Source organism: Desulfuromonas soudanensis (assembly GCF_001278055.1).
In the GTDB taxonomy this organism is placed as follows: Bacteria; Desulfobacterota; Desulfuromonadia; order Desulfuromonadales; family WTL; genus Deferrimonas; species Deferrimonas soudanensis.
Genome location: NZ_CP010802.1, coordinates 1,955,431 through 1,981,490 on the forward strand (window position 1 = coordinate 1,955,431; position 26,060 = coordinate 1,981,490).

Here is a 26,060-nt window from a genome sequence, read left to right on the forward strand (position 1 = left end):
AAGGCTTGAAAGTGTCGGAAAGGTCCGCTCCAGCCCAATCCAAGGAACTGGATTTTCGATGATTGATCAACTGTATCGCTCCGTCTCGGGGTATCTCCCCGATTCGGTGACCCCCACCATGTTCGCCGGGAGCCTTGTCGCACTGGTCCTGCTCGTTCCCGGAGCGCTGGTCGGCAGTCTGTGGTGGCGCCGTCGGCAGCGCAACCGTTTCACCTATCGCTTCGAAATTTTCTGGGACAAAAAACTCCGCCCCTTCTGTCCCACCTGCCGCAGCCCCTTAAGCAACTGGAGCCAGCATTCCGGCTGGAAATTCGAAAGCCAGGAAGGGCGCACCGTGCGTCAGCCTGCCACTTACCATGCCTTCGATTGCCCCCTGTGCGTCAAACCGGTGCGACTGGTCGACTCCGACGGTTACGAAGTCTCCCTCGAAGAGGCCCTTGCTCAACTTCAGGCTCCGGTCCGCGAGGACTGAGTTCAGATCTGTTTTCCAGCAATCTCCGTGAGCCGCTCCTTTCAGCAGGAGCGGCTCTTTTGTATTGGATTAGAACAGTTGACTCGATAATGAGATGCAGTTATATTAATAACCGTTTAGTTTGCTGATTACATATAACGGATTCTGGCGGCCGTGACGGGGGATGGGGCAGGGGACGGTTCCATGGGGAGGAAAGTCTCTCCTTTGAATGACCGAGTTTTCAGAACCTTCCAAGGGAGTTCTGATTTATGATTTCCATCTGTGCAAAAACATGCGTCTTCGGCGGCGGTCTGATCATTGTCGGCTCTCTGATTCCGACCCGGCAGCTGATTGCCCAATTGCCCAAAGGTTACACCCGCAATTGCTGGTACGCCATGTTAGTCCTGGAGGTCCTGTTTCTTGCCGGATACCTGGGTTATGCCCGGGTCTTCTGGAACGATCATTCAGGATTGCATGATCTGATCGTTCCGGGAGTGTTCTTCCTGGGCGCCTGTTTCGTTTGGCTTGCTGCAGCCCTTTCCCTGCAGACTGTGGATGCCATTGCGCGGCTCAACAGCCTTGAACAGGAAAACATCGCCGACGCCCTGACCGGAGTTTTTAACCGCCGCTATCTGGATCGCTGCTTGAACGAAGAGGTGATGAGGGCCCGACGATTCAATCTTCCTCTATCCATTCTCCTGCTGGATATCGACCATTTCAAGCAGATTAACGACAGCTACGGACACCGAGCGGGGGATCAGGTGCTGATCTCGTTTGCGGCTAAGCTTCAATTGGAGCTTCGCGAGTTTGATATCCTGGCGCGCTACGGCGGTGATGAGTTTATGATCATCGCTCCGCAAACCCCACCCCAGGGAGCCGCCAACCTTGCCTCTCGCCTGCGCAACCGCATTGAAGCCGAGAAGTTAAGGCTGTCCGACGTTCAGGGACGGGCGGTGGAGATTCCCCTGACCTGCAGCCTGGGCGTCGCCAGTCTCGCCGGCGAGGTGGACTCCGCCGAGAAACTCATCAACGCTGCCGACGAAGCCCTCTATCGTGTGAAACGCAAGGAAAACGATAGGGGCAAGAACCCCTCAGAAGGGCAGAATTTACTTTTGGGGAACAGGGGGGAAGCTTGAATTGAGACGAACTCAAACGATATTCCCGGGCCGCCCCTGTTGAATGGGGCGGCCCTTTGTTTTTGGGACGGATTTGTGGTTCGGTGGGGGGGAATCAGGGGGGCCGCCTCCCGTTAGGCCGATCGGGGAGTAGCGTTGGGTGCCGGAACCTGCGTATCACTACAGATTCTGCTGAGAATCCAAAAAATAAAAAATCTTTCTCCCATTTCCTGTTATCTTACCAACCTGATTATTGTTAACGAGTCCATGGATGGCTGGGATGGACAGGACGCTGGAATATGCGGAAAATGAATAAAATGACGAATTATCCCCTGGAGCCTGGTCATGGTAAGTAACGCCGATATCCTGAACGCCGGTATCCTGATCGTAGATGATCTGGCAACCAATGTGGAGTTGCTCGAAGAAATGCTGCGCGGTGCCGGCTATACGCACGTTAGCTCGACCCGTGACCCGCATTCGGTCTGCGCTCTGCATCGCGAGAATCATTACGACTTGATTCTCCTCGATCTGCGGATGCCCGGGATGGATGGTTTTCAGGTAATGGAAAGCCTGAAGGAGCTCGAAACGGATGGCTACCTCCCCGTCCTAGCCGTGACCGCTGAACCGGGTCACAAATTGCGGGCGCTGCAGAGCGGCGCAAAAGATTTTGTCAGCAAACCACTCGACATGGCCGAGGTGCTGATGCGGGTTCGCAATATGGTTGAGGTCCGCCTTTTGCACGAAGCGGCCCGCAATCACGCCAAGATGCTCGAAGAATTGGCGCTCAATGACCCCCTGACAGGCCTCGCGAATCGACGGCTTCTTGACGACAGAATGGCGATGGCCCTGGTTCATGCTCAAAGGCACAAGAGTGCCATGGCCGTGATTTACCTGGATCTGGACGGGTTCAAGGAAATTAACGACACTCTTGGGCACGGCGTCGGGGATGTTTTGCTGAAAATGGTCGCAAAACGCCTGCTGACAACGGTGCGCGAAGAGGATACCGTGGCGCGCCTGGGGGGTGACGAGTTCGCCATCGCGCTGTGGCACGTCAGCGGAATAGAATATGCAGCTTCGGTGGCCGCAAGAGCAATTGCTGCCGTGTCGCAACCCTATGACATCGAGGGAAATGTTGTGGGCATAACCACCAGCGCCGGGGTTAGTGTTTATCCGGTTCATGGCAGGAATGCGGAGACTTTGATGAAAAATGCCGACCTGGCTCTGTACGTGGCTAAAGCAGAGGGGAAAAACGCCTATCGGATCGCCGGGGGAACTGGCGAGTAAAGGGTAGATTCCCTTACAAGAGGGAACAAGCAGGCGGCTATCCGCCTGTAATGATCGAGCCGGCAACCATCCCCCCCCAAACAGGAATAACCCATGAAAGGACGCACCGTCCGCGAATTTCCTGCCAATGCCGATCTCTGGCCTCAGGTTGAGGCCTGGGCGGCGAAGAACAGATTTGCACTCGATCATCAGGAAGTGAACCGCCGTGTTTACCGCAAAGGCCATTGGATGCTCATGGCGCCGGCCTGGGTGGAGATTCGCCGGGAAGGCCAACGGGCGATCCTTGAAGCCTGGATCAATGCCGATTTATTCCTGATTCTCAGCCTTTTTTCGGGAAAAAAGTCCGAAACGGGTATCGAATCAGGGGGAATAACCGCCGCTGTGCCGCGTCGGAAAACCCGTGAGGCGGTCAACCGACTGCTGGCGCTATTTGACCAGAAACCGATCGTTTGAACCGCAACAATGATTTGCCGCCAGCCATAAAAATCAAATCAACATTTTTATCAAGGTAATTGACCATGAAAGAGATCAGTCGAATTCTTGTCATTAGCAGGATGACACCTTACTGCCGGGACGCCATCCATTATGGTCTTTCGCTTGCACGCAAGTATAAAGGGGAACTCTTTATTTTGCACCTTCTCGCCAACCCTGGCGATATCATCGGAGTGAATGCATCCGGATTGTTCCCGCTAGAAGAATATAACAAGTACAGGGACATTCAACAAAAAGCCAAGGATGAGCTAGATCAGGTCATCAAGCAGGAAATCAAAGACGGGTTCCCTATTAAGGAATTAATTAGTGATCACGACCCAGTCGATGAAATTTTACATGTTGTCAAAGAAGAGAACATAGACCTTATTGTCATGCTTGCTCATGAGGAAGGGCATCTGGAGCACACTCTTTTCGGACGCGAGAAGGATGACATCATCAGCAGTTTGCCCTGTTCGATACTCCTGGTGAAAAAAGAGCCTGAGCCTGTGAAGCGGTAGGATGTTTTTGTTCTGAAAATAAGAAGCCGCAAAGAGGGCGAAGGATGAATTAGCGAAAGGGAAACGACACCGTGGCAATGACCGTTGAAATCAGGGGCAATAAACTCTGTATCGAGATTGACCTGGAAAAGCCGACGCTCTCGGCAAGCCGCAAGACGCTCGTGGTCGCCAGTACGCGAGGGAATGCCGTCACCGCCGTTGAAGTCGACGGCAAGCCCGTTACCATCGGCTTGAATGCTTATATCAAACGATAAACCAGGATTTGGCGGAGGGGAGGGGGGAATATCCTCTGCCGTCGGCCTGGAAGGCGAAAGGCCGGCCTAATGTCGCATCCGCTTTACGGTTTGCAAAAGGCTGCGGATAAATCGGCCGAAGCCGCAGAGATCTGGCTCCGGCAGAACCTGCCCAGACTTCGGCAAAGGGATATCCTGCGAACCGTCAATGGCGATTGTTCGTGCCCCACCTGCCACGACAAGCAATTCGGTGCTTTTTCTGCCGCCAAAAAATGTTTGGGGGAGGAACGTTTCCAGAAGATTATTGGCGAGACGTTGAAGGGTCTTTCTGTCCTGTCAATTCACAATTCAGAAGTCGCCCTGGTTTTTTCCTTATGGCTGCAGGGAGCCGACCCCGACAAAAAAATCTCCCCCTTGTTCCCCGAGATCGAGCCCTGCCTCTCAATCGTCAAAAATCTCCCTGGCGATGTCAGGAAAAAACTCCTCAATGACCCCACCTTCAAGCATTTCGTCAAAGATTCAGAGTCCATCGTTGGAGCCCTTGCGTTTTTTCGATTGTCCGCGGACAGGATAGAGACGTCCAAACGGGGATTTAGTTACTCACCGGCGATAAAATGGTTGAACTCCTACGTGGCGCAACTGCAAACCGCTCGCCCGGACGTTGATCGATCCCTTCCCTTTCAGGAGCGGTGGCATCTCTTTGTCGGGGGCAATCCTTACCAGGGTATTCGGGATTACTTTTCCCTGCCGGAGGACCGGGAGGCCCTGCAGGCGATTCTTTCCGCCCATCCTGCCGCGGCCAAGATCGTTGAGTCGATCCCTGAGGGAAAGGTGATGTGGAAACGATTAAAAAAGAATTTGCTGGAAAAGTTGGCAGGGTCATGAAGAACGTTTTTTGAAAAATTTCTCAATGGAAAAAGTAGCCTTGGATTGAACCAACCCCGGACTCTCCTCCCAAGACCTCACCCCGACCGATTCCCCACGAACGCCCCTCCCGCACCAGGGTTTACCCCCGACTCAAGATTAACCCATGAGAAACGTGGTAGACTGGCGGAAAAGGGCCCTTTGATTGTTGGGGGGCATGGAGCTTGGAGGTTAGTCATGGGTATCGACAAAGAAAAAGAGTTGTCAATAGAAGCCGCCGATCTGCGCCGCGAGGCCGAAGTGCGGCTTCAATTGAAAACGAATAAAAGGCTGCAACCCCGGACCGACGAAGAGGTTCAAAGGCTCCTCCAGGAATTTGAGATTCACGAGATCGAACTGGAAATGCAAAACGCCGAGCTCAGCCTGGCCCAGGCCGAGTTGGAGAAAACGTTGGAGAGGTACAGCGACCTTTATGAGTTCGCTCCGGTCGGCTACCTTAACCTCGAACGCAACGGGGCCATCAGGGCCGTAAACCTCAGAGGCGCCACTCTCCTGGGCGTTGAGCGCAGCTCCTTGATCGGCCGGCGCTTCGAAAATTTTATCCTGGAAGCCGATCGTCCAGTCCTTACCTCCTACCTCAGCACAATCTTCACAAGCAAGCGCAAGGAGACTTGCGAATTGACGCTCCTCAACCAGGGGGCTGGTCCGCTCATTGTGCAGATCGAGCAGATCGAAGCCCTGGTCGACGTTTTATACCCGGAGTGCCGCCTCGCCATGATCGACATCACCATGCGCCGGCGGGCCGAGGATGCATTGCGGGACAGTGAAGAACGAATGTACCGACTGGCGGAAATGGCTGTCGACGCCATAATCATGATGGATGAATGCAAATCGGTTACCTTCTGCAATACCGCGGCGGAAAAAGTCTTCGGCTTTTCTGCCGCAGAGATCATCGGCCGGAATTTCTATCAACTTTGCATTCCCAAACGCCAACTCTCACCGAAAAAACCAGGTTTTGACCAATTCCGGGAGGAGGGTACGGGGCCGTTAATCGACCGGAAAACGGAAGTCACGGCGCGGCGGAAGGACGGAACGGAATTCCCTCTGGAAATTTCCCTTTCATCCGTGAAATTTCAAGGGAAGTGGCATGCCATCGGGATAATGAGAGACGTCACCGAACACAACCGGCTGGATTTGGAAATCAAGGATGCCCGGGAATATGCCGAAAACATTGTTGAAACTGTGCGCGAGCCATTGGTGGTGCTCAATTCCGAGTTGAAGATCCTCACCGCCAACCACAGCTTCTACGAGACCTTTGAAGTCACCGCCGAAGAAACCATCGACAATTTTATCTATGACGTCGGCAACCGGCAATGGGACATTCCCCGGCTGCGGGTCCTTATTGAAAAAATCCTCCCCCAGGATACGGTGATCAATGGCTATGAAGTCGAGCACGATTTCCCCGGAATCGGCCGCAAAACCATACTGCTCAACGCCCGCCAGATCTTCCGGGAAGAGATCGGCTCGCAGATTATCCTTCTGGCTATGGAGGACATAACCGACCGCAAGCTGGCGGAGGAACGGGTTAAGGAAATCAGCCGACAGCAGCAGGCCATTCTTGACAACATCCCCAATGCCGCCTGGCTTAAGGACAAAGAGGGACGGTATGTCGCTGCCAATGGTCCCTACAGTAAGGACTTGGGAATGGAGCCGATGGATCTGGTCGGAAAAAACGATTTCGATATTTTTCCACCGGATCTTGCAGAAAAATATGAAAAAGAAATCAATGAGGTCATCAGGACCGGGAAGCGCACATCTTTCGACGAGACCCGGGTTGATTCAAAAGGAAAGACGCTGCATTTGGAAAAAGTCAAAACACCGATTTTTAATGACGCCGGCGAAGCGATCGGTGTCATCGGCATCATTTATGATGTGACGGCCAGCAAGGAAATTGAGGTCACACTCCGTCATGAGAGTACACACGATATTTTGACAGGGCTCTATAATCGTGCATTTTTCGATACAGAACTGGAACGGCTTTCTCGTGGCCGCCTGTTTCCCCTGAGCATCGTCATGGCTGATATCAACGACCTGAAAAGGGTCAACGATACCCTGGGGCATTCGGAGGGCGATAAAATGATCGGTTTGGCGGCCCGGATTATGCTGGAGGCCTTCCGTTCCGAGGACATCGTTGCCCGCATCGGGGGAGACGAGTTTGCCGTTCTCCTGCCGAAAACGGACCGCAAGGTTGCGGAAGAAGCCGTGGAGAGGATCTTGCGCTCCCCTGAGGTCGTCAACGGAGAAGTGACCATCGCTTTTGGAATTGCCTGTGCAGAAGACGAAGACCACATTGCTGAAGCCTTAAAGGCTAGTGACGAGAGGATGTATCAGGACAAATCCAACCGGAAGAAATTGCAGGTCGGAGGTTCAGGTGAATCATCTTGAAGCGCCTTGATGCAGCGACAAAATTGCCAACCAAGATCGATCCGGCAACGATTTCCCTGGACCAGGTCTCTGTCGCATTCTTTACCAGATTCTCCTCCATTTATTTTTCAAGTATGACTCAAAATCATACGTAGTAGGTTCAAATCTTGTAAGAGTTGACTGTTGAGGGAGTAAGACCATGGCTGTATCGATCAACCCGGAGAAAACCAGCTTTTTTCGCGCCGCGCCGCGCCTCCTGCAAATTTTGCGTGTCCTCGCCCGGCACAAGTTTCTGGGGGCTCTGCGCGGCAAGGGGCACTGGCCTCCGCCGCATGAAGTCCGGGAAACCTTTGAGGAACTGGGTCTGACCTTTCTCAAGTTCGGACAGGTACTGGCCATGCGGCGCGACCTGCTGCCGGGCGCCTACATCGCTGAGCTGGAGTTGTTGCACGACCAGCTGCCGGCATTGGGCTTTGGGTCGATTCGCACGACGATCGAAAATGAACTGGGTGCTCCGTTGATGACAGTCTTCGCCTCCTTCAACGAAACCCCCATTGCTGCCGCCACCATCGCCCAGGTCCATGAGGCGACCCTGCACGACGGGCGTCGGGTCGCCGTGAAGGTGCAACGACCCGACCTTGAAGAGATGATCGCTACGGATGTGGCGGCGCTGACCTACCTGGTCGCACTGGTAGAGAGCTTTTCCCCCCCCTTGCGCGCTCTCGATCTCCCGGTTCTGGTCAGTGAATTTGCAAAAAGCCTGACCAGGGAAACGGATTTCTATCACGAAGCGCGCTCCATCATACTCTTTCGCACCGCCCTCGCGGATGTCCCCGACCTGTGGATTCCGGATGTCGTGGCCGAGTGTTCAAGCGAAAGCGTCCTCACCATGGAGTTTTCGGCCGGCGAGCGGGTGGACCTTTACGCCAAGAATCACCCGGAGGCGATGCCGAAAGCGATCAAGACCCTGGTCAGGCTGACGCTGCAAACGATCTTCGAAGAAGGGTTGTTTCACGCCGACCCGCACCCCGGCAATGTTCTTGTACTGCCTGACGGGCGGCTCTCTCTCCTCGATTTCGGGATGACGGGGGAGCTTGACGAGTCGATGCGCGAATCGTTGACGCACCTTCTCGAAGCGGTGGTCAAGGGGGACGCACGGGGCGCCACCGAGGCTTATCTCGAAATGGCGCCGAAGGGGAGCGAAAAGGTGAACCGGGCGGCGTTGTTGCTGGATATCAAGGCTGTGCTCTACGACATTCACAGAAGCGATCTGGCGCAGGTTTCCATCGGGGATTCCTTCGATTCGCTGTTGCGTGCCGGAAGCCGGCACGGGGTTCACAACCCGGGAGAGTTTTTCCTTCTGACGCGGACCTTCGTCATCCTCGAAGCGATGATCCGTCAATTGGACCCGGAACATGACTATCTGGAAGCGTTTCGTGAAGAGATCTCACGCCTGACCAAACTCCATTTTTCCCTGGATCGGGTCAAGGAAAAGACCACCAAACTCGGGCGTGAAATGGAACGCCTGATCAGTGATGCCCCCAGCGATTTGCGTCAGATTCTTCGACGTTTCGCCGAAGGCAACCTCGGTCGACTGCAGGCTCCGGCCGTGGAGGCGCTGGGGGGCCGGGTCAGCCGCAACCTCGAGCGGTTGACAACGGCGATCGCTGCTGCCGGCCTGGTGATCGGCGGCGCCATGATGGTGGAGGGTCCCCTGGGCGGCTGGTATCATAATCTTGGAGAGATAATGGTCGCCAGCGGGATTATTGCCATGATCTTCGTCGGTTTCGGAATCTTGCGTACCGATCGTGGCCGCGGCACCGGCCGTCGCTGACCCTTTCCGGTTGAACGGCGGATAAAGGGTTGATGGCAGCCAAAACACCCGTGGCAGAAGAAGTTTGACAGCTAAAAGTCCAGGTGAATCCTCATGAAACCCACTGATAAAACAAAAAAGTCCTCGACCGAAACGGCTCAGGAAGCGATGGCGAAGGCGCTGGAAAACTCCGAGATTCGTTACCGCCGCCTCTTCGAATCGGCCCAGGATGGCATTTTTATTTTAAATACCGCAACGGGACGGATCAACGAGGTCAACCCATCCCTGCTCGACATCTTGGGCTATTCGCGTGAAGAACTGGTGGAAAAGAAACTCGGGGAGGTCGATGCCTTCGAAGATTTCGAGGCCCGGAGGGAATCCTTCCCGGACTTGGAGAAGAAGGCGTTCGTCCACTACAAAAACCTGAAGCTCAAGACGAAAAGCGGGCGTCCGATTCAGGTGGATTTTGTCTGTAACGCCTATCAGATTAGCGATGAAAAGATCCTCCAGTGCAATGTCCGTGACATCCGGGACCGGAAGGCAAAGGAGTCCGCCCTCCTGGCCAGAGAGAATGCCCGGTTGTCGATGATGGAAAATCAGGAGACGCACGGGTTGTTGATCGAAAAACTCCCTGTCGGCATCATTGTCCATGCTGCCGACACCCGGATTGTATCGTGCAACCCGGAAGCCTCGCAACTGCTGGGGATCCCTGCCGACCAGGTTCTCGGTAAAATGGCCGACGATCCGGATTGGAACTTTGTCCGGGAAGACGGGACACCGATGCCCGTCGGTGAGTATCCCTGTAATCGGGTGGCCGCAACCGGACAGGTGCTGAAAAATTTCATTATGGGAATTGGCAGCGGCAAGGGATGCAAGTGCCTTCTGGTGAATGCCTATCCCGAGTTCGATAACAGCGGATCGCTGCGGCAAATTGTTGTTATGTTGACGGATATCGGCGACATCAAGGGCGCGGAAGAAAAAATCAGGCTGCACGTTGAACATCTGACCGCACTGGTTGAAATCGACCGCGCCATCAATTTCAGCTTCGATCTCAACCTCAGCCTGACAACGCTCCTCACCCATGTCCTCGTACAACTGGGAGTGGACGCGGCTGACGTTCTGTTGTTCAACCCCCAATCCCGGACGCTGGATTTTGTGGCCGGGCGCGGTTTTCACACCAAAACCATCGAACAGGCACGCCAGCCTCTCGGTGAGGGCTATGCCGGTCGCGCCGCACAGGATCGAAGCGTCGTTCATATCCCCGATCTGGCAAAGGAGCATGACAAGTTTTTGCGCAAAGGTTTTTTGGCGGCTGAGAATTTCGTCAGCTACCACGGCGTCCCCCTGATAGCGAAAGGGAAGGTTCTTGGAGTTCTCGAAATTTTTGACAGGTCCCGGCTGGTGCGGGATGATGAATGGCTCTATTTTCTCAAGGCCATGGCCGCCCAGGCGGCCATTGCCATCGACAACGTCACCCTCTTTGATAACCTGCAACGCTCCAATACCGAACTATTCAATGCCTATGACGCCACCATCGAGGGTTGGTCGCGGGCGCTGGAGTTGCGCGACAACGAAACAGAAGGGCACTCGCAGCGGGTCGCCCTTTTAACCGTCCGGATGGCGCGCCTGTTTGGCTTGAACGATGCGGAACTTGTGCAGGTCCGCTGGGGTGCGTTGCTGCATGACATAGGCAAGATGGGTGTCCCTGACAAAATCCTGCAAAAAAAAGAGTCGCTGACCGAGGCGGAATGGGCAGTGATGAAACAACACACCGTTTTTGCCTACAAAATGCTCTCTCCCATCCGTTACCTGAGGGCGGCACTTGATATCCCCTACGCTCATCATGAAAAATGGGACGGTTCCGGCTATCCGCTCGGCTTGAAAGGGGAACAGATCCCTCTGCTGGCCCGCATCTTTTCTGTGGTCGACGTTTGGGATGCGTTGAGATCCGACCGTCGCTATCGCTCATCCTGGTCCGTGGAAAAGGTGCGTAGACATCTTTTGTCGCTGGCAGGGACGCACTTTGATCCGCATGTTGTCAAAGTAGGCCTTGATTCGGATCTTTTCGTGGATTGAGACAAGGAAGAAAGAATTTCTTCTCAGGGCACCGGCCGTAAGCCGGTTTTTCCCCGCATGGGTCCCGGTTCTGGTTGCCGTCCACAGGGCGGAACTGCTAATGTGTCGGGCGCGGCCAGGGTCCCCCGTCGGGGAACCGCAGGAATCCGGAAGGGATAGTGCCCATGAGCAACCTTGTTCAGGATCTGATTGAACATCTCAATCTCGAACGCCTCGAAGAAAATCTGTTTCGCGGCGACAGCCGGGATATCGGCGGCAAGAGCGTCTTCGGCGGCCAGGTTCTCGGCCAGGCGCTCCTGGCCGCGCAGCAGACCGTCGAAGGGCGGGAGGCCCATTCGCTCCACGCCTATTTCCTTCGCCCTGGCAATCCCCGGGAATCGATCACCTACGACGTCGACCGCATCCGTGACGGCCGCAGTTTCGCCACCCGGCGGGTGGTCGCCGCCCAATCCGGGCGGGCGATCTTCAACATGTCGGTCTCTTTCCAGATCGCCGAGGAGGGGTTCGAGCACCAGTCGTCCATCCCCGACGTCCCCCCTCCGGAGGAGCTCCTTTCCATCGCCGAATGGCGACGGCAAACCATGAAACACATTCCCGAATCTCTGCAGGATATCCTGACCCGCGATCGCCCCATCGAACTGCGTCCGGTGCAGCCGATCGACGTTCTCCACCCGGATCTCCGCCCCCCTCGCCAGCAGGTGTGGTTGAAGGCCGCCGGGAACCTCCCCGACGCGCCGGCCATCCATAAGGCCCTTTTGGCCTACGCTTCGGATTTCACCCTCCTCGGTACCGCCCTGCTCCCCCACGGGGTCACGCACTTCATGCCCCGGGTGCAGGCGGCAAGTCTCGATCACGCCATGTGGTTCCATCGCCCCTTTCGTATGGACGAGTGGCTCCTCTACGACATGGACAGCCCCAGCGCCTGCGGCGGTCGCGGCCTGGGCCGGGGGAGCATCTATTCCCGGGACGGCCGGCTGATCGCCTCGGTGGCCCAGGAAGGAGTGATCCGCCTGCGCCGCGAGGGGCCGCCTTCCGCCTGACTTCCCCTTTCCTCCCTTTTTCAGGTAGCAACTGCCATGATGAAACATGAAGAGATCTATCGGGCCACCCTCGCCAAGTGGGGAGAGCAGGCCCAGTACGACCAGGCGGTGGAGGAGTGCGCCGAATTGATCGCCGCCCTCAAGCACTTCAGGCGGGAGAAGATCGATGCCGCGGCGGTGATCTCCGAACTCGCCGACGTCACCCTGATGATCGGTCAGCTCACCTACATGTTCGGCCCGGATGAGGTCGAAAAAGCCGTCGCCGTCAAGCTTTCCAAGCTGCACAATCTCCTCGAAACCTGAGTCAGAAACCGTCAACTTCCTTTTCCCCCTCTTGTGAACCTCCCCGATTGCCGGTAGATTTCCAGCAGAGGAGGTCTCATGCCGGCAGGGATACCCTGGGTTTGTTTGTTGCTTCTGGCTTTCTGGTCCCCTCCCCAGGCTCCGGCAGCCGCGGTACAGGAGGAGGTGAGGATCCGCTTCTTCTGGGCCGCCAGCTGTCCGCACTGCGAGGAGGCCCGCCCTTTTCTTGAGGGGCTGGTGCGGCGCTACCCCGGAGTGACGCTGGAGAGTTTGGAGGTCTGGGACAACCGCGACAATTTCGAGTCGATGATCCGTCTCTCCAGGGAACGGGGTCATGCCCTGGCCACAACGCCGACCATCCTCATCGGCGAGCGGATCTGGTTCGGCTATGGGCCGAATATGGCTGCGGAGATCGAGGACGCCCTGCGCAAGGAGCTGGGCCTCTCCCCCCTCTCCCTGGCCGGCGGGGGAGGAGCGCTCTCCCTCCCGCTCCTCGGCGACCTCGATCCCCAGTCCCTTTCCCTCCCCCTGGTCACCGTACTCATCGGAATTCTCGACAGCTTCAACCCCTGCGCCTTCTTCGTCCTCTTCTTTCTCCTCGGCCTGATGGTTCACGCCCGCTCGCGGCGGAACATGCTTCTGGTCGGAGGAACCTTCGTCCTCTTCTCCGGAGGGATCTACTTCCTCTTCATGGCGGCCTGGCTCAACCTTTTCCTCCTCGCCGGGCAGATGGAAGCCATCACCCGGGTCGCAGCCCTGGTGGCCCTGGTGGTGGCCCTGATCAACATCAAGGATTTCTTCTGGTTCAAAAAAGGGCTCTCGCTCTCGATCAGCGACGAGGCGCGGCCGCACCTCTTTCGGCGCATGCGGGGACTGGTCTCGTCTACCCGGCTTCCGGCCGTTCTCCTCGGAACCTCGGTGCTTGCGATCAGCGCCAACACCTATGAACTCCTCTGCACCGCCGGCTTCCCCATGGTCTACACGCGGATTTTAACCTTGCGGACCCTCTCCACCCTCCAGTATTATGCCTACATCGCCCTGTACAATCTGGTCTACATCCTGCCGCTCCTTTCGATCGTCCTCCTGTTCACCTGGACCCTCGGCTCGCACAAAATAAGCGAATGGCAGGGGAGGGTCCTCAAACTGGTTTCGGGGATGATGATGCTGGCCCTCGGTCTCGTCCTCCTTTTCGATCCGGCCCTCCTCAACAGTCTTCCTGCTGCGGCCGGCATTCTCGGGGGGGCCCTGGCGGCTTCACTTCTACTGGCCGGTGCCTGGTGGCTGCGCGGAAAGAGCCAACGTTGAATCCCTTTATCCCTATTTTTTCAGCGCCTTACAGAGGAGGTGTCATGCTCGAACTTCTGCAGGGGCGGCGCAGCATCCGCCGCTTTGTCGATCGCCCCGTGGAGGCCGGGAAAATCGAGGCCCTCATCGAGGCGGCCCTCCGTTCCCCCTCGTCCCGGGGGCGCCAGCCCTGGAGTTTTATCGTCGTCTCCGACGACAGGACCCTTCGGGAACTCTCCCTGGCCAAGGCCCAGGGCTCGACCTTTCTTGCCGGAGCGCCGCTGGCCGTGGTCGTTGCGGGCGATTGCACGATCTCGGACGTCTGGATCGAGGACTGCTCCATTGCCGCCATCATTCTTCAACTGGAAGCCCAGTCTCTCGGCCTCGGGAGCTGCTGGGTGCAGATCCGGGATCGTTTCCATGCAGACGGCCGCAGCTCCGAAGAGGTGTTGCGGCAATTATTCGGGCTCCCCGACCATCTCCGGGTGCTGTCGATCATCGGCCTCGGATATCCCGCCGACCGCTTGCCTGGTCATGCCACAGAGAAACTTCCCTTCGATCGGGTGCATTTTCATGAAATCCACGACTGAGAAAAAAACTGTCAGCGACCGGCTGACCTTCTATACCCAGGAGGAGGAACTCCTCAACCGTTTCACCCATGGCCTCGGGGCCCTGTTGAGCGTCGTCGGCCTGGTCTTCCTGCTGACGCGTCCCCAGGTGCTGGCGGACGGCTGGCGCCTCTTCAGTTGTGCCATCTACGGAGGGACACTCGTTCTGTTCTACCTGATGTCGACCATCTACCATACGGTCCGCTCTCCCGGAGTGAAGTACGTCTTCCGGATTTTGGATCATGCCAGCATTTATCTGGTGATCGCCGGGACCTATACCCCCTTTGCCCTGGTGAGTCTGCGCGCCACCTGGGGGTGGACGATCTTCGTCGTCATCTGGGTGCTGGCGATTGCCGGGACGGTGCTGAAAGTTTTCATGACCCACCGCCTCCGCATCCTCGGGCCGCTCCTCTATATCGCCATGGGCTGGCTGATCGTCATCCCCATCAAGCCTTTGCTGGCGGCCGTCCCCCTGCCGGGGGTCATTTGGCTCTTCGCCGGGGGGCTCGCCTACACCCTCGGGGTCGCCTTCTACGCCTGGGAAGCCCTGCACAACAACCACGCCATCTGGCATCTCTTCGTTCTTGCCGGCAGCGCCTGCCACTATGTCGCCATCTACGGTTATGTGGCTCTGACCTGAAGGTCGACAAGGAGAACCCGATGAAAGAAGCAGAGGCACTGCTCGCCCACCTCAAGCCGCAGCTCGGCAGGGAAATCCACGTCGGTCCCTGGCTGAAAATCGCTCAGGAGCGCATCGACCTCTTTGCCGAGGTGACGGGGGACAGGCAGTGGATCCATACCGACCCCCTCCGGGCCGCCAAGGAATCCCCCTACGGCGGGACGATCGCCCACGGCTTCCTGACCCTGTCGCTGCTGCCCACTCTGACCGAGAGCAATCATCCGGACTTTTTTCAGAAAAATTATCCGGGGATGAGGATGCGGGTCAATTACGGCACCAACAGGGTTCGCTTCCCCGCCCCGGTCCTGTCCGGATCGCAGATCAGGGCGCGCACCGTCCTCCTGGCCGCCGAAGCGGTCGGCGACGCCGTGCAGATCATCTATGCCATAACCGTCGAAATCGAGGGGGGAAGTAAACCGGCCTGCGTCGCCGAATTCGTCGCCCGGGTCTATCCCTGAGAGCAGCGTCTGCTCCGTCGCCTTTTTCCCTTGATCCGATGCTTTTTTTCAGGAGCGCGCAGCCGAACCATGGCGCAGGACAATATCTTCAACAAAAAACGGCCGGTCCAACCCTTTGAATTCAACCGCCAGGTGGTGGATGTCTTTGACGACATGATCACGCGCTCGGTGCCCCTGTATCGCGAGATCATCGGCCGCCAGGCTCGCCTTGCCGCCCGTTTTTATCAGAGCGGAAGCTGCATCTACGACCTTGGCTGTTCCAACGGCAACCTGGGGATGGCACTCTGTCGCGAGATGGGGGAGCGCCCCTTCGAGATGATCGCCGTCGACACCTCGGCGCCCATGCTCGAGGATTTTGCCGCGCGCCTGCAACTTCTGGAGCAGGGATCGCAAATCCGCCTTTGGCAGGAGGATATCTGCCGCACCCCCCTGGAAAACGCCTCGGTGGTGATCGTCAACCTGACCCTGCAATTTCTCCCCGTCGACGAGCGGGACGAACTCCTGCGGCGGATTTTCCGGGCGCTGCTCCCCGGCGGGGTCCTCCTGCTCACCGAAAAGATCGTCCACGACGATCCGGTCTTCAACGCCCTGCAGCAGGAGACCTATTACGCCTTCAAGGCGGAGAACGGTTATTCGCAACTGGAAATCAGCCAGAAGCGCGACGCCCTGGAAAACGTCCTGATCCCCGAGACTCTTGAGCGCCACTGCCGGCGTCTGACGGAGGCGGGGTTTGTCGCCGTGGACACCTGGCTCAAATGGTTCAATTTCGCCGCCCTCATCGCCCGGCGGAGGGAAGAGGGATGACCCGTCTCAGCGATCATGCCTCTGAACACGACCTCGGCCCCTGGGAGACACCGCTGCGCGAGCTTGAAGAGCGCAAGGCGTCCTACATCGCCCAGGTTGACGCCAAGGGGCGCCGCTATCTCGGTCTTCTGGATCAACTCCCCGAGGCGACTCCCTCCTGCCTCGACCTTTCCGGGGATCGGGTTCAAATCGGAACGCCCGGGGATCTGCCCCCCGGGGAGGGGGCGCGACTTTTCGCCGTTCTGCGGGGTCTCTCCCCCTGGCGCAAGGGCCCCTTCGAGGTCTTCGGCACCGGGATCGACAGCGAGTGGGTCTCTTCCCTGAAGTGGAACCGCCTGCAGGGGCACATCGCCCCCCTGACGGGGCGCCGTGTCCTCGACATCGGCAGCAGCAACGGCTACTACCTTTTTCGCATGGCGGCGCAGAATCCGGCGATCGCCCTGGGGATCGAACCGTACCTGACCTTCTATTTCCAGTATCTCGTTCTCCAGCGCTATGCCCGGGTCCCGCGTATTTATTCCCTCCCCGCCCGTTTCGAGGAGATGCCGGCGCTGCATCGCTACTTCGATACCATTTTCTGCATGGGGATGCTCTATCACCGCCGCTCGCCCATCGACACCCTCAGCGAAATCCGCCAGAATCTGCGCCGCGGCGGGGAGCTGGTCCTGGAGACGCTGGTGATCGCAGGGGAGGGGGATCTCGCCCTGATCCCCCGCGACCGCTACGCCAAGATGAATAATGTCTATTTCCTGCCGACCGTCTCCGCGCTGTCGCACTGGCTGGAGAGGGCCGGCTTCGAAGGGGTTCGCTGCATCGATCTGACTCCGACCACCAGTGCCGAGCAGCGTCGTACCGACTGGGTTCAGACCGAATCCCTCGCCGATTTTCTCGATCCGGACGACCCGGGCAAAACCGTCGAAGGTTACCCGGCACCGCTCCGCGCCATCTTTCTGGCCAACGCCCGATAGAGGGGGGACGAGAAGGGAGGGGAAAAAACATCGACGATGTTTTTTCCCCTTGACGATACCTTCGTTCTTTGGTAAAAACGGGACCTCGATTTGGGGCGTCGCCAAGCGGTAAGGCACTGGTCTCTGACACCAGCATTCCAAGGTTCGAATCCTTGCGCCCCAGCCAGAAAGCCTGGCGGAAGCTCCGCTGTGAAAATATTTATATGGTCCCTTCGTCTAGCGGTCTAGGACACCGGCCTTTCACGTCGGTAACACGGGTTCGATTCCCGTAGGGATCACCATATAACAGCCTCCCCGAGGGGGGGTAAAAAGGTGGAGCAACTGCTCCACCTTTTTTTTTACAGAAAATTGAACGCCCTGTAACGGTTGACGTTTTTCCGACGGCGGTGTACAACAGGCGGGGAGATGCCAGATGATATGACCGCCCGCCGAGCTTTTATCTATTCCAGCCGTTTCGGGGACTATTCCTACGGTACGGAGCACCCTTTCAAGGTTCTTCGCTATCGCCTGGCCTATGACCTGATTCAGGAACTCGGCCTGCTTGAGGGGGACACGAATCTCTTTGTCGAATCCCCCTCCGCTTCCGAGGAGGCACTGTCGTCCTTTCACAGTCGTGATTATCTCGAGACCCTGCGAGAATTCAGCCGCGGGGACGGGAACCGGGCCAATTTCTTCTATGGGCTCGGGGACGTGGAAAATCCCGTTTTCCACGGTCTCTATGACTGGGCGAGCCTGGTCTGCGGCGGAACGATGGAGGCGGTTCGTCAGGTGGTCGACGGTGGCTGTCGGGCGGCCTTCAATATGGCGGGGGGATGGCACCATGCCCATGCCGCCCGGGCCTCGGGATTCAGCTATCTCAACGATGCTGTCGTGGCGATACAAGGGGCGGTACGGCGCGGATTGCGGGTGGCCTACGTCGATATCGACGCCCACCACGGCGACGGCGTTCAAAAAGCCTTTTACGACAGCGACCGGGTGCTGACCATCTCGTTGCACGAGACGGGGGACGATTTCTTTCCGCAAACCGGCTATCCGCAGGAGATGGGACGGGGCAAAGGGTATGGCTACGCGGTCAATGTCCCCTTTTGCGCCCATTCCGACGATCTGATATTCGAACAGGCGTTCAAACGGGTGGTGCGCCCCCTGCTGTCCGCCTTTCACCCCGACCTGCTGGTGACCCAGATGGGGGTCGACGGTCTGCGAACCGATCCGCTGGCCCGACTTGAATTCACCACCGGAGCTCTCGAATTTGCCGCCCGCTCTTTCCTCGATACGGGGATCCCCTGGGTGGCCCTCGGCGGAGGCGGATACGATGAGGTCAACGTGGCCCGTGGCTGGACTCTGGTCTGGGGGGTGATGAACGGAATGGAGGTTCCCGAGCACTTCCCTCCCGGCTTTGCCGCGACCCTGGCCGAAATCGGGGCCGATTCGCTTTTGCTCCGCGATCTCCCCCGCCTGGCCCATCCGGACGATTTTTCCCGTGCCCAGGCCTTTCTGGAGCGGAACCTGGCCATTCTTGAACGGCGCCTTTTCCCTCTCCACGGCCTCTCTCCGGGGGCGTCATGAGTCGGCTCGGTGTTTCGGCGCTTCTCGATACGGAGGGGTTTCCACTCTTCTCCCTTCTGGAGATCAATCGCCTCCCGCCACCGGTGAAGGAGCGGATCTACAGCGAACTCGTTCCCGAGGAACTGTTCGACGATTTTGCCATCGACCGACAGACCTTCGCCGGAGCGGACGGACGTCGCAAGATCGAATTCATCTGCCCCGCAGGTCTGGGGCTGCTCCGTTTGCAGGTCCGACACCAGCCCGGGGACCGGGATTTTCTCTTTTTCGTCGAGCTGGCCGACACCCCCTACAGGCAGATGGAGCTCTCCTTCTGCCTGGTTAACGATCCTCTGGCGCCTCGCTTCGACATCGACGTCGACCCCTTCGGCCGGGACAACTGTTTCGGAACCCTGCGGCGCAACATTCCTGAGGAGATCCGGGCCATGGAGGCGGGACTCTCACCCAACCAGGTCCGCAAGGGTTTGAAACTTTTTTCGCCGTTTTTTCAGCGACTGGAGCGATTCGTCGACGCCCTGGGGATGGACACCATCGTTGCCGAACCCCTCTCCTACAATAATGCCATCCGCTATGAGAAGTACGGATTCGACTATATAGCCGGCCAGCAGTTGATGCGCTGGATCGACCGGGAATTCCGCCCCGGAGGCGAACTGTACCGGCGCCTGGACGGATCGACACCCTTTCGCCGCCCCGGAATGGAGCAGTCGGTGAGAGGACGCAGCTGGGCCATCCACGACGGCATCCTCCATCGCCCCTGGGACGGGGTCAAGATCTACAAGACTCTCGGCATCGACGCCGGGATCGACTCCTTCCCCGGGAGAACTTTTTGAATGGACCCTTTTCTCCAGCATTGAAACCGACATGTCCGTGAGGATTATTATAATTTATGTATGCTGAGTATGACGAAACAGAACCTTGCGACGCCGAATTCGCCTTTTGGACTCCGGCGCCGGGAGCCGTCGTCGAAACCGGAGCCGACGGCCACCCTGTGCCGCTCCCCTCGGTCCCCCTGCCGATTCACAAGGAGGCACTGGCCGAGGGGGATCCCGATACCAACGCCATCGGCTGCGGCCTCTATGACTATCTGCGCCAGTATCCCGATTGCGAAGGGAACGGGATCTACGCCGGATTGCTTCGGGATGCCTATTCCCATTATCTGGCGGATCTCGGCGCGCAGATCGTGATGCTCGACAACAAGGAGGTCGATGCCCCCTATATCCGGCGCAAGATCACCTGCATGAAAATTCTCCGCCTTCTTGATCCCGAAAACCCGGGGCTGCAGCAGCAGCTCGGCCTGGCCTACTTTGATCTGGCTCTGCGCTTCACCGAACTGCGCAACTGTCATCGCCATCTGGTCGCGGCGATGGGTTACCTCCAGCGCTCCCTCCGGTACCTCCCCAACAACCCCGGGAGTCTCAACCTTCTCGGCCAGATCGATTACCTGCTCGGCGATCACCCCGCAGCCGCACGACGCTGGGAAGGTGTGGTGAGCCAGCTGGAGAAGGGGCCGGTCCGTGAAGCCCTACTCGCCCGCCTGGAGCGCATTCGCGGAAAGGGACTCCCCGACCACCCCCTGGTCGACGACCTCGAGGCGATCGGAGTCGCCATGGAATGCTACGGCCGCGGAGAAGTTCAGGAGGCCGCCGTCATCCTCGAGCGCCTCGAAGAGGAGGGGACAATCCCTTCGGAATTCCCCTCCGCGGAATTCTACTATCTTCTCGGCATATGCCGGGGAAAGACGGGAGATCAGGCCGGCGCCTTCGCCGCCTTCGATCAGGCCCTCGAACTCGACCCGGACTACGGACCGGCCCTGACCGCAAAAAACAGTATTCTCGACGATGGGAGAGTCTGATATGGGGAGCTTTACTCTGGGCGATATCTTTTTCATTCTGATGGCCGGCGCAATAACCTTTGGGATTCTGGCCCTCGTCGGGCGCGCAAAGAATAAAAAAAGATCCCCAAATAGGACGATTGCCGATGATGCCGGGTTGCGGGCGATCCTCGAAACGAAACGGACCGTCGCCATGGTCGGCGCATCCTCCGACCCGGACCGACCCAGCCATCATGTCATGGAATACCTGATGGAGGCCGGTTTCACCGTCTACCCCATCAATCCCAAGGAACAGGAGATCCTCGGTCAGAGGGCCTTTGCCTCTCTGGCCGACCTGCCGGTGGCTCCCGAAATCGTCGACGTCTTCCGCAACCCCGACCATGTCCCGGCCGTTGCCAGGGAAGCCCTTGCCGCCGGAGCCCGGGTGCTCTGGCTCCAGGAAGGCGTTGTGAGCGAAGAAGGGGCCCGGATAGCCCTTGAGGGCGGTCTTTCGGTCGTCATGGATCGCTGCATGCTCAAGGAACATCGGCGCCTCATCGCCTCGCCCCGGGCGGATTCGAGATATTCGAAATAGTGAATTCTAAATTCTTGTACCGGCGGATTCCTTTCTGTTATCCTTCACGAGTTCTGTCTCTGTGAATTCGGCAATCATCGGACAAAAAACCATGCGGCACTGGCTCCTTTTTATCGTTGGTGTCTCTTTCCTGATCCCGCCCCTCTTGGCCGGGGAGGCTGAGGGGCGTATTTTTACCTTCTGGCCGCTGATCGACTACCGGTCCTCCCCGGAGACGGACTACACCAGCGTCCATGCCCTGGGACCCTTTCTCAAATACGAACGCAAGGAAAACGAACGGGAATATGCCCTGCGCCCCCTCTATTTTCGGGCCAGCGATCCCGAAGCGCAGGTCAGTTTCAGCGAAACGCTCTATCCGATTGCCTCCAGCAAGTCCTCCCGGGATCTGACATATTTCCAGGGTCTGAAACTGTTGAGTTACGATTTTGGTGCGAGGGAAAAGGGGAGCGACAACGAATTCATGCTCTTTCCCTTTATTTTTTACGGCGAGCACCAGGATCGGGGTCGCTATTTCGCCTTCTTTCCCCTCGGGGGGAAGATCTACAGCATGTTCGGTCGGGACGAGATCCGCTTTACACTCTTTCCCCTGTACGGGCAGACTCGCAAAAACGATCGGGTTGTCGACAACGTCCTGTGGCCCGTTTTTGCCCGGATCCGTGGAGAAGGGGAGTCGGGGTATAAAATCTGGCCGATCTATGGAGCCAGTCAAAAGGAGGGAACTTACCGCAAACGGTTTTTCCTCTGGCCGATATTCCATAGCCAGGACCTCGGACTGGACGGCGCAAACCCCCGCCATCGACGGCTGGTTTTCCCCTTCTATGTCGGGGAACGCTCACCGCAGCGTGATTCGACCACCTGGCTGTGGCCCTTCTTCAGCCATACCCGGGATTACCGGCGCGACTTTGAGGAATGGACCTTCCCCTGGCCCCTGTTCCAGGTCAGCCGCGGCACCTACAAACAGGGCGACCGCTATCTCCCGTTCTATGCCGATGAGCGGGTAGGGTCCGTACGCAAGCGCTCGTATCTCTGGCCTGTCTATCGCATTGAAAACCTCGACACCGAGCAGCTGCATCAGCGCCGGGACCGGATTCTCTTCTTTTTGTATTCCGACTTCAGGGAAACCCTGGTCGAGGAGGAACTCCCCCACCGCAGACGCATTGCCCTGTGGCCTCTTTTTACCTACGAAACCCGGGAAGGGATCGGGACCTTTCACACCCTGTCTCTCCTCGAGCCGTTCTTTCCCGGAAACCAGTCCATCGAACGAAACTGGAGCCCCCTGTGGCGACTCTACCAGAGCAAGTGGGACCGGCAGGGGAATGAGATTTCGTCTCTGCTCTGGAATCTTTACTGGAAGGAACGCCGCGGCCCCGATCTGGCCATGGAGGTCTTCCCCCTCTTTTTCTATAACAGCGGCGCCGGGAGGGGGAGTGAATTTTCCCTCTTCAAGGGGCTCTATCGTTACCGCTCGGGGGCCGAGGGGAAAAAGGTCTCCCTCTTTTACCTCCCCTGGGGTTTCTCCTGGGGAAAAGGTTCCGGGGACTCTCCTTTAGAAACCGCTCCGGCTCCCGGTCCCGATCGATGAGGAAATTGTCCCCATATGTTTGAAGCCTTCGGAAGAAAGATCCTACACGCCGCCCAGACCACCGGCGAGATGCTGGCCCTGTTGCTGGAAACCGTCTATTTTTTCAAGGAGGCGCCGCGCAATCTGCCGTCGATCTTTCGCCAGTTGAGCGAGATCGGCATCGGCACCCTCCCCATCGCTTCCCTCATGGCGGTCTTTATCGGCATGGTTCTGGCGCTGCAGACCGGGGTCGAACTGGCGAGCTTCGGCACCCAGGAAGCGCTCGGCTCTATCGTTGCCCTGTCCATGGTCAAGGAACTGGGGCCGGTCATGACCAGCCTGCTGGTGGCCGGACGGGTCGGCTCCTCCATCGCCGCCGAGATCGGAGCCATGGAGGTCTACGAGGAAATCGACGCCCTCAAAACCCTGGACATCAATCCGGTGCGTTACCTGGCCATGCCGCGCCTCCTGGCCGCCCTCGTTGCCGTACCGGCGCTGGTGGTCTTTACCATGATCATCGGCATTCTCGGCGGAGGCCTGATCAGCGACGTCAACCCCAAGATCAACGTCCCCTTCAACGTCTACTATGACCATGTGGTGCGAGCCCTTAATTACAAAGAGATCTTCAAGGGGCTCCTTAAGGCCACGGTCTTCGGCGGTATCGTCGCCCAGGTCGGTTGTTACGTCGGGTTCAAAACCTCCAACGGCGCCCGGGGGATCGGGCAGTCGACGACAAGGGCCGTTGTCCTGTCGTTTCTGCTGATTTTTGTGGCAAACTATTTTCTCACCCGCTTCATGCTGTAAAGGCGATTCGATTATGGCCGACTTTTTTAAAACCGAAAAAAACAAGCCCTCAGGCAACATCTGGACGAAATTGACACACGGATTCACCGCCTCGATTTTTGAGGGGTGCGAGTGCCAGTCCAATTACGAGGATTCTCACGGCGTCGACATCAGGTTGATCGACGTCAACAAATCCTTCAACGACAACCACGTCCTGAAAAATATCAACCTCGAGATCAAGGCCGGGGAAACATTCTCCATCATCGGCCCCTCGGGTACGGGAAAGAGCGTACTTCTCAAGCATATCGTCAAACTCGAACAGCCTGACAGCGGCCAGATCCTGATCGACGGCCAGGACATTTACGGCACCGAGGACAAGGATGCCCCCCGCGACTACCGCTACAGCATGGTCTTCCAGTCATCGGCTCTCTTCAACTCCCTGAGCGTCGAGGAGAATGTCGGCCTCTGGCTGCGGGAAAAACGGGTCTGCACGGAAACCCGCATCCGTCGCATCATCCGGGAAAAGCTGCGTCTTGTCGGTCTCTCCGGCAAGGAGGCGCTGATGACCTCCGAACTCTCCGGAGGCATGCGCAAGAGGGTGGCCATCGCCCGCTCGCTGGCGATGAATCCCGACCTGATCCTTTACGACGAACCGACGGCGGAACTCGATCCGGTGACCTCCGACGAACTGGCGCGGGTCATCATGAACCTCAAAAAGGAAGTGAATCTGACGACGATCATCGTCAGCCACGACCTCAACTTCGCACTCTACCTTTCGGACCGGATCGCCATGATCAGCGGCGGGGAGATCATTGAAATAGGGACTCCGGAAGAGATCAAGGCGAGCCAGAACCCCACCGTCCGCAAGTTCATCTACACAACAACCAAAGGAATCAAGGGAGACTAACGGCATGCCCACCTCCATGTCCACTGAACAGAAAGTGGGAATATTTTTCCTGATGGCTCTTATCGCCCTCGGAGTCATGATCGAACTGGTCGAGGACTGGCGCCCCTTCGAAGTCCAGAACGAGTACCGGACCTATTTCAAATCGGCCATCGGCATTCAGCCCGGAGACCCGGTCCGCCAGGCCGGAGTGGGGGTCGGCAAGATCAAGGGCATCACCATCGAGGACAGCAGGGTACGGATCGATTTTTACGTCACCGAAGGGACCGTCGTCCGCGACGACAGCGAGGCCCAGATCCGCCAGACCAATCTCCTCGGCGGCCAGTTTCTCGGTTTGAGCTTCGGTTCCGAACTCGGAAAACCGCTCCCCCCCGGATCGACCGTTCCCGGGCGGGAGAGCGCCAACATCGACGAACTGATCACCAGTTTCGACCGGAATCAGGAACGGGTCCTCGGCGCTCTGGGAGATCTCGTTCAGGAGACCCGCGAACCTCTGGTCGGTGCGGTGACCCGCATGGACAACATCATCCGCAAAATTGACGAGGGAGAGGGGACCCTCGGGCGCCTGGTCAACGAACCGGCTCTTTACGATGAAGTGAAGGGGGCCATGGCAGGGCTGAACAGCACCCTGACCCGGATCGAGCAGGGTGAGGGGACCCTGGGGCGGCTCATGAACGACGACACTCTTTATACCGAGGCGACAGCGACGGTCGCCAACCTTCGCCAGATCAGCGACCGGATCAAGGAAGGGCAGGGGAGTGTCGGCAAACTCATTGTCGAGGATACCTTTTATGACAATGCCTCCGACGCGCTGGCCAATATTCGCGACATCTCGGCCAAGGCCAACGACGGCACCGGAACTCTCGGTCTGCTTGTCAACGACGATACGCTCTATCACGAAGCCACCGGCACCATGACGCGGATCAACAGCATCGCCGCCAAGATCGACGAAGGGGACGGAAGCCTCGGGCGACTGGTCAACGAGGACGACCTCTATCGCGATGCCAAAACAACTCTGCACAAGGTCGAAAAAGCGGTGGACGGTATGAGCGACACCGGGCCTCTCCAGGCGATGGGCGTGGTCATCGGCACCCTTTTCTAGGCGCAGGTATCGTCAGACGGGAGGCTTCCGGAGAACACCCCGGGAAAGGCCATTCCATCCGGTGATGGAATGGCCTTTTTGCGGACACTGTCGTCAAAAGACCGGTTGTTCAAGGAATGAACATAGGGAAATATATATCTCGGATAAAAATACGTTGTTGCGGCGCTTTAGTCCGGACCCCTCCGGCGATATGGCACGAATCTTTCTTCCTTGCCATATCTGGTCATGAAAAACCTGGTTGAGCCTTTCGGCGACAGCAACAAGCCCCTTCGGCAGCACGAGCCTGACAACTCCAATCGGCAGAACGAATGACCTTGTCCGACTGCGCAGCGAAATATTCCCGACGATC

26 protein-coding genes and 2 tRNA genes are annotated in these 26,060 nt (G+C 57.7%); all 28 read left to right on the forward strand.

The window, feature by feature from the left end; genetic code table 11:
* The first annotated feature begins 58 nt into the window (after window positions 1-58).
* Window positions 59-472, forward strand: a complete 414-nt coding sequence (locus DSOUD_RS08825; protein WP_053550667.1) for a hypothetical protein — start codon at window positions 59-61, stop codon at window positions 470-472.
* A 248-nt stretch (window positions 473-720) separates the two neighbouring features.
* Window positions 721-1,587, forward strand: a complete 867-nt coding sequence (locus tag DSOUD_RS08830) for a GGDEF domain-containing protein (RefSeq protein ID WP_053550668.1) — start codon at window positions 721-723, stop codon at window positions 1,585-1,587.
* Between the two features lie 324 nt (window positions 1,588-1,911).
* Window positions 1,912-2,850: a diguanylate cyclase domain-containing protein gene (locus DSOUD_RS08835; protein WP_053550669.1), complete on the forward strand. Its 939-nt coding sequence runs from the start codon at window positions 1,912-1,914 to the stop codon at window positions 2,848-2,850.
* 93 nt (window positions 2,851-2,943) lie between these two features.
* Window positions 2,944-3,303 carry a hypothetical protein gene (locus tag DSOUD_RS08840; RefSeq protein ID WP_053550670.1) on the forward strand — a complete coding sequence of 120 codons (360 nt, stop codon included), beginning with the start codon at window positions 2,944-2,946 and terminating at the stop codon, window positions 3,301-3,303.
* A 65-nt stretch (window positions 3,304-3,368) separates the two neighbouring features.
* Complete coding sequence (locus DSOUD_RS08845) at window positions 3,369-3,839, forward strand: universal stress protein (RefSeq protein WP_053550671.1); 471 nt, start codon at window positions 3,369-3,371, stop codon at window positions 3,837-3,839.
* A gap of 71 nt (window positions 3,840-3,910) precedes the next feature.
* Window positions 3,911-4,093 carry a hypothetical protein gene (locus DSOUD_RS08850; protein ID WP_053550672.1) on the forward strand — a complete coding sequence of 61 codons (183 nt, stop codon included), beginning with the start codon at window positions 3,911-3,913 and terminating at the stop codon, window positions 4,091-4,093.
* A 69-nt stretch (window positions 4,094-4,162) separates the two neighbouring features.
* A complete protein-coding gene (locus DSOUD_RS08855; protein WP_053550673.1) occupies window positions 4,163-4,957 on the forward strand; it encodes a hypothetical protein in 795 nt (264 codons plus the stop codon).
* 216 nt (window positions 4,958-5,173) lie between these two features.
* Entirely contained in the window at window positions 5,174-7,381 is a 2,208-nt protein-coding gene (locus DSOUD_RS08860) for a PAS domain S-box protein (RefSeq protein ID WP_053550674.1), read from the forward strand.
* Between the two features lie 178 nt (window positions 7,382-7,559).
* Entirely contained in the window at window positions 7,560-9,194 is a 1,635-nt protein-coding gene (locus DSOUD_RS08865; RefSeq protein WP_053550675.1) for an ABC1 kinase family protein, read from the forward strand.
* 93 nt (window positions 9,195-9,287) lie between these two features.
* Complete coding sequence (locus tag DSOUD_RS08870; protein ID WP_053550676.1) at window positions 9,288-11,249, forward strand: HD domain-containing phosphohydrolase; 1,962 nt, start codon at window positions 9,288-9,290, stop codon at window positions 11,247-11,249.
* Between the two features lie 164 nt (window positions 11,250-11,413).
* Complete coding sequence (gene tesB / locus DSOUD_RS08875) at window positions 11,414-12,289, forward strand: acyl-CoA thioesterase II (protein WP_053550677.1); 876 nt, start codon at window positions 11,414-11,416, stop codon at window positions 12,287-12,289.
* Window positions 12,290-12,325: 36 nt separating this feature from the next.
* On the forward strand, window positions 12,326-12,592 hold the full coding sequence (locus tag DSOUD_RS08880) for a nucleoside triphosphate pyrophosphohydrolase family protein (RefSeq protein ID WP_232426524.1): 267 nt from the start codon (window positions 12,326-12,328) through the stop codon (window positions 12,590-12,592).
* Window positions 12,593-12,670: 78 nt separating this feature from the next.
* Entirely contained in the window at window positions 12,671-13,897 is a 1,227-nt protein-coding gene (locus tag DSOUD_RS08885) for a glutaredoxin family protein (RefSeq protein ID WP_082351174.1), read from the forward strand.
* A gap of 44 nt (window positions 13,898-13,941) precedes the next feature.
* Entirely contained in the window at window positions 13,942-14,466 is a 525-nt protein-coding gene (locus tag DSOUD_RS08890) for a nitroreductase family protein (RefSeq protein WP_053550679.1), read from the forward strand.
* Window positions 14,450-15,124, forward strand: a complete 675-nt coding sequence (trhA, locus tag DSOUD_RS08895) for a PAQR family membrane homeostasis protein TrhA (protein WP_053550680.1) — start codon at window positions 14,450-14,452, stop codon at window positions 15,122-15,124. Before DSOUD_RS08890 ends, trhA begins: the two co-directional genes overlap by 17 nt.
* Window positions 15,125-15,144: 20 nt before the next feature.
* A complete protein-coding gene (locus DSOUD_RS08900) occupies window positions 15,145-15,621 on the forward strand; it encodes a MaoC family dehydratase (protein ID WP_053550681.1) in 477 nt (158 codons plus the stop codon).
* Window positions 15,622-15,690: 69 nt separating this feature from the next.
* The gene (gene cmoA / locus DSOUD_RS08905; RefSeq protein WP_053550682.1) at window positions 15,691-16,425 is read left to right on the forward strand and encodes a carboxy-S-adenosyl-L-methionine synthase CmoA; all 735 of its coding nucleotides are present in this window, start codon (window positions 15,691-15,693) and stop codon (window positions 16,423-16,425) included.
* The gene (gene cmoB / locus DSOUD_RS08910; RefSeq protein WP_053550683.1) at window positions 16,422-17,393 is read left to right on the forward strand and encodes a tRNA 5-methoxyuridine(34)/uridine 5-oxyacetic acid(34) synthase CmoB; all 972 of its coding nucleotides are present in this window, start codon (window positions 16,422-16,424) and stop codon (window positions 17,391-17,393) included. Before cmoA ends, cmoB begins: the two co-directional genes overlap by 4 nt.
* A gap of 91 nt (window positions 17,394-17,484) precedes the next feature.
* Window positions 17,485-17,559: transfer RNA gene (locus DSOUD_RS08915), tRNA-Gln, on the forward strand.
* 39 nt (window positions 17,560-17,598) lie between these two features.
* Window positions 17,599-17,674: transfer RNA gene (locus DSOUD_RS08920), tRNA-Glu, on the forward strand.
* A 136-nt stretch (window positions 17,675-17,810) separates the two neighbouring features.
* Window positions 17,811-18,959, forward strand: a complete 1,149-nt coding sequence (locus DSOUD_RS08925) for an acetoin utilization protein AcuC (protein WP_053550684.1) — start codon at window positions 17,811-17,813, stop codon at window positions 18,957-18,959.
* Window positions 18,956-19,786, forward strand: a complete 831-nt coding sequence (locus DSOUD_RS08930) for a hypothetical protein (RefSeq protein WP_053550685.1) — start codon at window positions 18,956-18,958, stop codon at window positions 19,784-19,786. Before DSOUD_RS08925 ends, DSOUD_RS08930 begins: the two co-directional genes overlap by 4 nt.
* Before the next feature lie 56 nt (window positions 19,787-19,842).
* Window positions 19,843-20,808, forward strand: coding sequence for a tetratricopeptide repeat protein (locus DSOUD_RS08935; RefSeq protein WP_053550686.1), 966 nt, complete (start codon window positions 19,843-19,845; stop codon window positions 20,806-20,808).
* A 1-nt stretch (window position 20,809) separates the two neighbouring features.
* Entirely contained in the window at window positions 20,810-21,361 is a 552-nt protein-coding gene (locus DSOUD_RS08940; protein WP_232426525.1) for a CoA-binding protein, read from the forward strand.
* 91 nt (window positions 21,362-21,452) lie between these two features.
* A complete protein-coding gene (locus DSOUD_RS08945) occupies window positions 21,453-22,943 on the forward strand; it encodes a hypothetical protein (protein WP_157671814.1) in 1,491 nt (496 codons plus the stop codon).
* A 15-nt stretch (window positions 22,944-22,958) separates the two neighbouring features.
* Window positions 22,959-23,726, forward strand: a complete 768-nt coding sequence (locus DSOUD_RS08950; RefSeq protein ID WP_053550688.1) for an MlaE family ABC transporter permease — start codon at window positions 22,959-22,961, stop codon at window positions 23,724-23,726.
* Between the two features lie 58 nt (window positions 23,727-23,784).
* Entirely contained in the window at window positions 23,785-24,612 is an 828-nt protein-coding gene (locus DSOUD_RS08955) for an ABC transporter ATP-binding protein (protein WP_423739497.1), read from the forward strand.
* A gap of 4 nt (window positions 24,613-24,616) precedes the next feature.
* The gene (locus DSOUD_RS08960) at window positions 24,617-25,711 is read left to right on the forward strand and encodes an MlaD family protein (protein ID WP_053550690.1); all 1,095 of its coding nucleotides are present in this window, start codon (window positions 24,617-24,619) and stop codon (window positions 25,709-25,711) included.
* The last annotated feature ends 349 nt before the right edge of the window (window positions 25,712-26,060 follow it).

Bases quoted from the DNA above. Each gene is read 5' to 3' on its own strand.
- DSOUD_RS08825 (WP_053550667.1), top strand. From the start codon at position 59: ATGATTGATCAACTGTATCGCTCCGTCTCGGGGTATCTCCCCGATTCG.
- DSOUD_RS08830 (WP_053550668.1), top strand. From the start codon at position 721: ATGATTTCCATCTGTGCAAAAACATGCGTCTTCGGCGGCGGTCTGATC.
- DSOUD_RS08835 (WP_053550669.1), top strand. From the start codon at position 1,912: ATGGTAAGTAACGCCGATATCCTGAACGCCGGTATCCTGATCGTAGAT.
- DSOUD_RS08840 (WP_053550670.1), top strand. From the start codon at position 2,944: ATGAAAGGACGCACCGTCCGCGAATTTCCTGCCAATGCCGATCTCTGG.
- DSOUD_RS08845 (WP_053550671.1), top strand. From the start codon at position 3,369: ATGAAAGAGATCAGTCGAATTCTTGTCATTAGCAGGATGACACCTTAC.
- DSOUD_RS08855 (WP_053550673.1), top strand. From the start codon at position 4,163: ATGTCGCATCCGCTTTACGGTTTGCAAAAGGCTGCGGATAAATCGGCC.
- DSOUD_RS08860 (WP_053550674.1), top strand. From the start codon at position 5,174: ATGGGTATCGACAAAGAAAAAGAGTTGTCAATAGAAGCCGCCGATCTG.
- DSOUD_RS08865 (WP_053550675.1), top strand. From the start codon at position 7,560: ATGGCTGTATCGATCAACCCGGAGAAAACCAGCTTTTTTCGCGCCGCG.
- DSOUD_RS08870 (WP_053550676.1), top strand. From the start codon at position 9,288: ATGAAACCCACTGATAAAACAAAAAAGTCCTCGACCGAAACGGCTCAG.
- tesB (WP_053550677.1), top strand. From the start codon at position 11,414: ATGAGCAACCTTGTTCAGGATCTGATTGAACATCTCAATCTCGAACGC.
- DSOUD_RS08880 (WP_232426524.1), top strand. From the start codon at position 12,326: ATGATGAAACATGAAGAGATCTATCGGGCCACCCTCGCCAAGTGGGGA.
- DSOUD_RS08885 (WP_082351174.1), top strand. From the start codon at position 12,671: ATGCCGGCAGGGATACCCTGGGTTTGTTTGTTGCTTCTGGCTTTCTGG.
- DSOUD_RS08890 (WP_053550679.1), top strand. From the start codon at position 13,942: ATGCTCGAACTTCTGCAGGGGCGGCGCAGCATCCGCCGCTTTGTCGAT.
- trhA (WP_053550680.1), top strand. From the start codon at position 14,450: ATGAAATCCACGACTGAGAAAAAAACTGTCAGCGACCGGCTGACCTTC.
- DSOUD_RS08900 (WP_053550681.1), top strand. From the start codon at position 15,145: ATGAAAGAAGCAGAGGCACTGCTCGCCCACCTCAAGCCGCAGCTCGGC.
- cmoA (WP_053550682.1), top strand. From the start codon at position 15,691: ATGGCGCAGGACAATATCTTCAACAAAAAACGGCCGGTCCAACCCTTT.
- cmoB (WP_053550683.1), top strand. From the start codon at position 16,422: ATGACCCGTCTCAGCGATCATGCCTCTGAACACGACCTCGGCCCCTGG.
- DSOUD_RS08925 (WP_053550684.1), top strand. From the start codon at position 17,811: ATGACCGCCCGCCGAGCTTTTATCTATTCCAGCCGTTTCGGGGACTAT.
- DSOUD_RS08930 (WP_053550685.1), top strand. From the start codon at position 18,956: ATGAGTCGGCTCGGTGTTTCGGCGCTTCTCGATACGGAGGGGTTTCCA.
- DSOUD_RS08935 (WP_053550686.1), top strand. From the start codon at position 19,843: ATGTATGCTGAGTATGACGAAACAGAACCTTGCGACGCCGAATTCGCC.
- DSOUD_RS08940 (WP_232426525.1), top strand. From the start codon at position 20,810: ATGGGGAGCTTTACTCTGGGCGATATCTTTTTCATTCTGATGGCCGGC.
- DSOUD_RS08945 (WP_157671814.1), top strand. From the start codon at position 21,453: ATGCGGCACTGGCTCCTTTTTATCGTTGGTGTCTCTTTCCTGATCCCG.
- DSOUD_RS08950 (WP_053550688.1), top strand. From the start codon at position 22,959: ATGTTTGAAGCCTTCGGAAGAAAGATCCTACACGCCGCCCAGACCACC.
- DSOUD_RS08960 (WP_053550690.1), top strand. From the start codon at position 24,617: ATGCCCACCTCCATGTCCACTGAACAGAAAGTGGGAATATTTTTCCTG.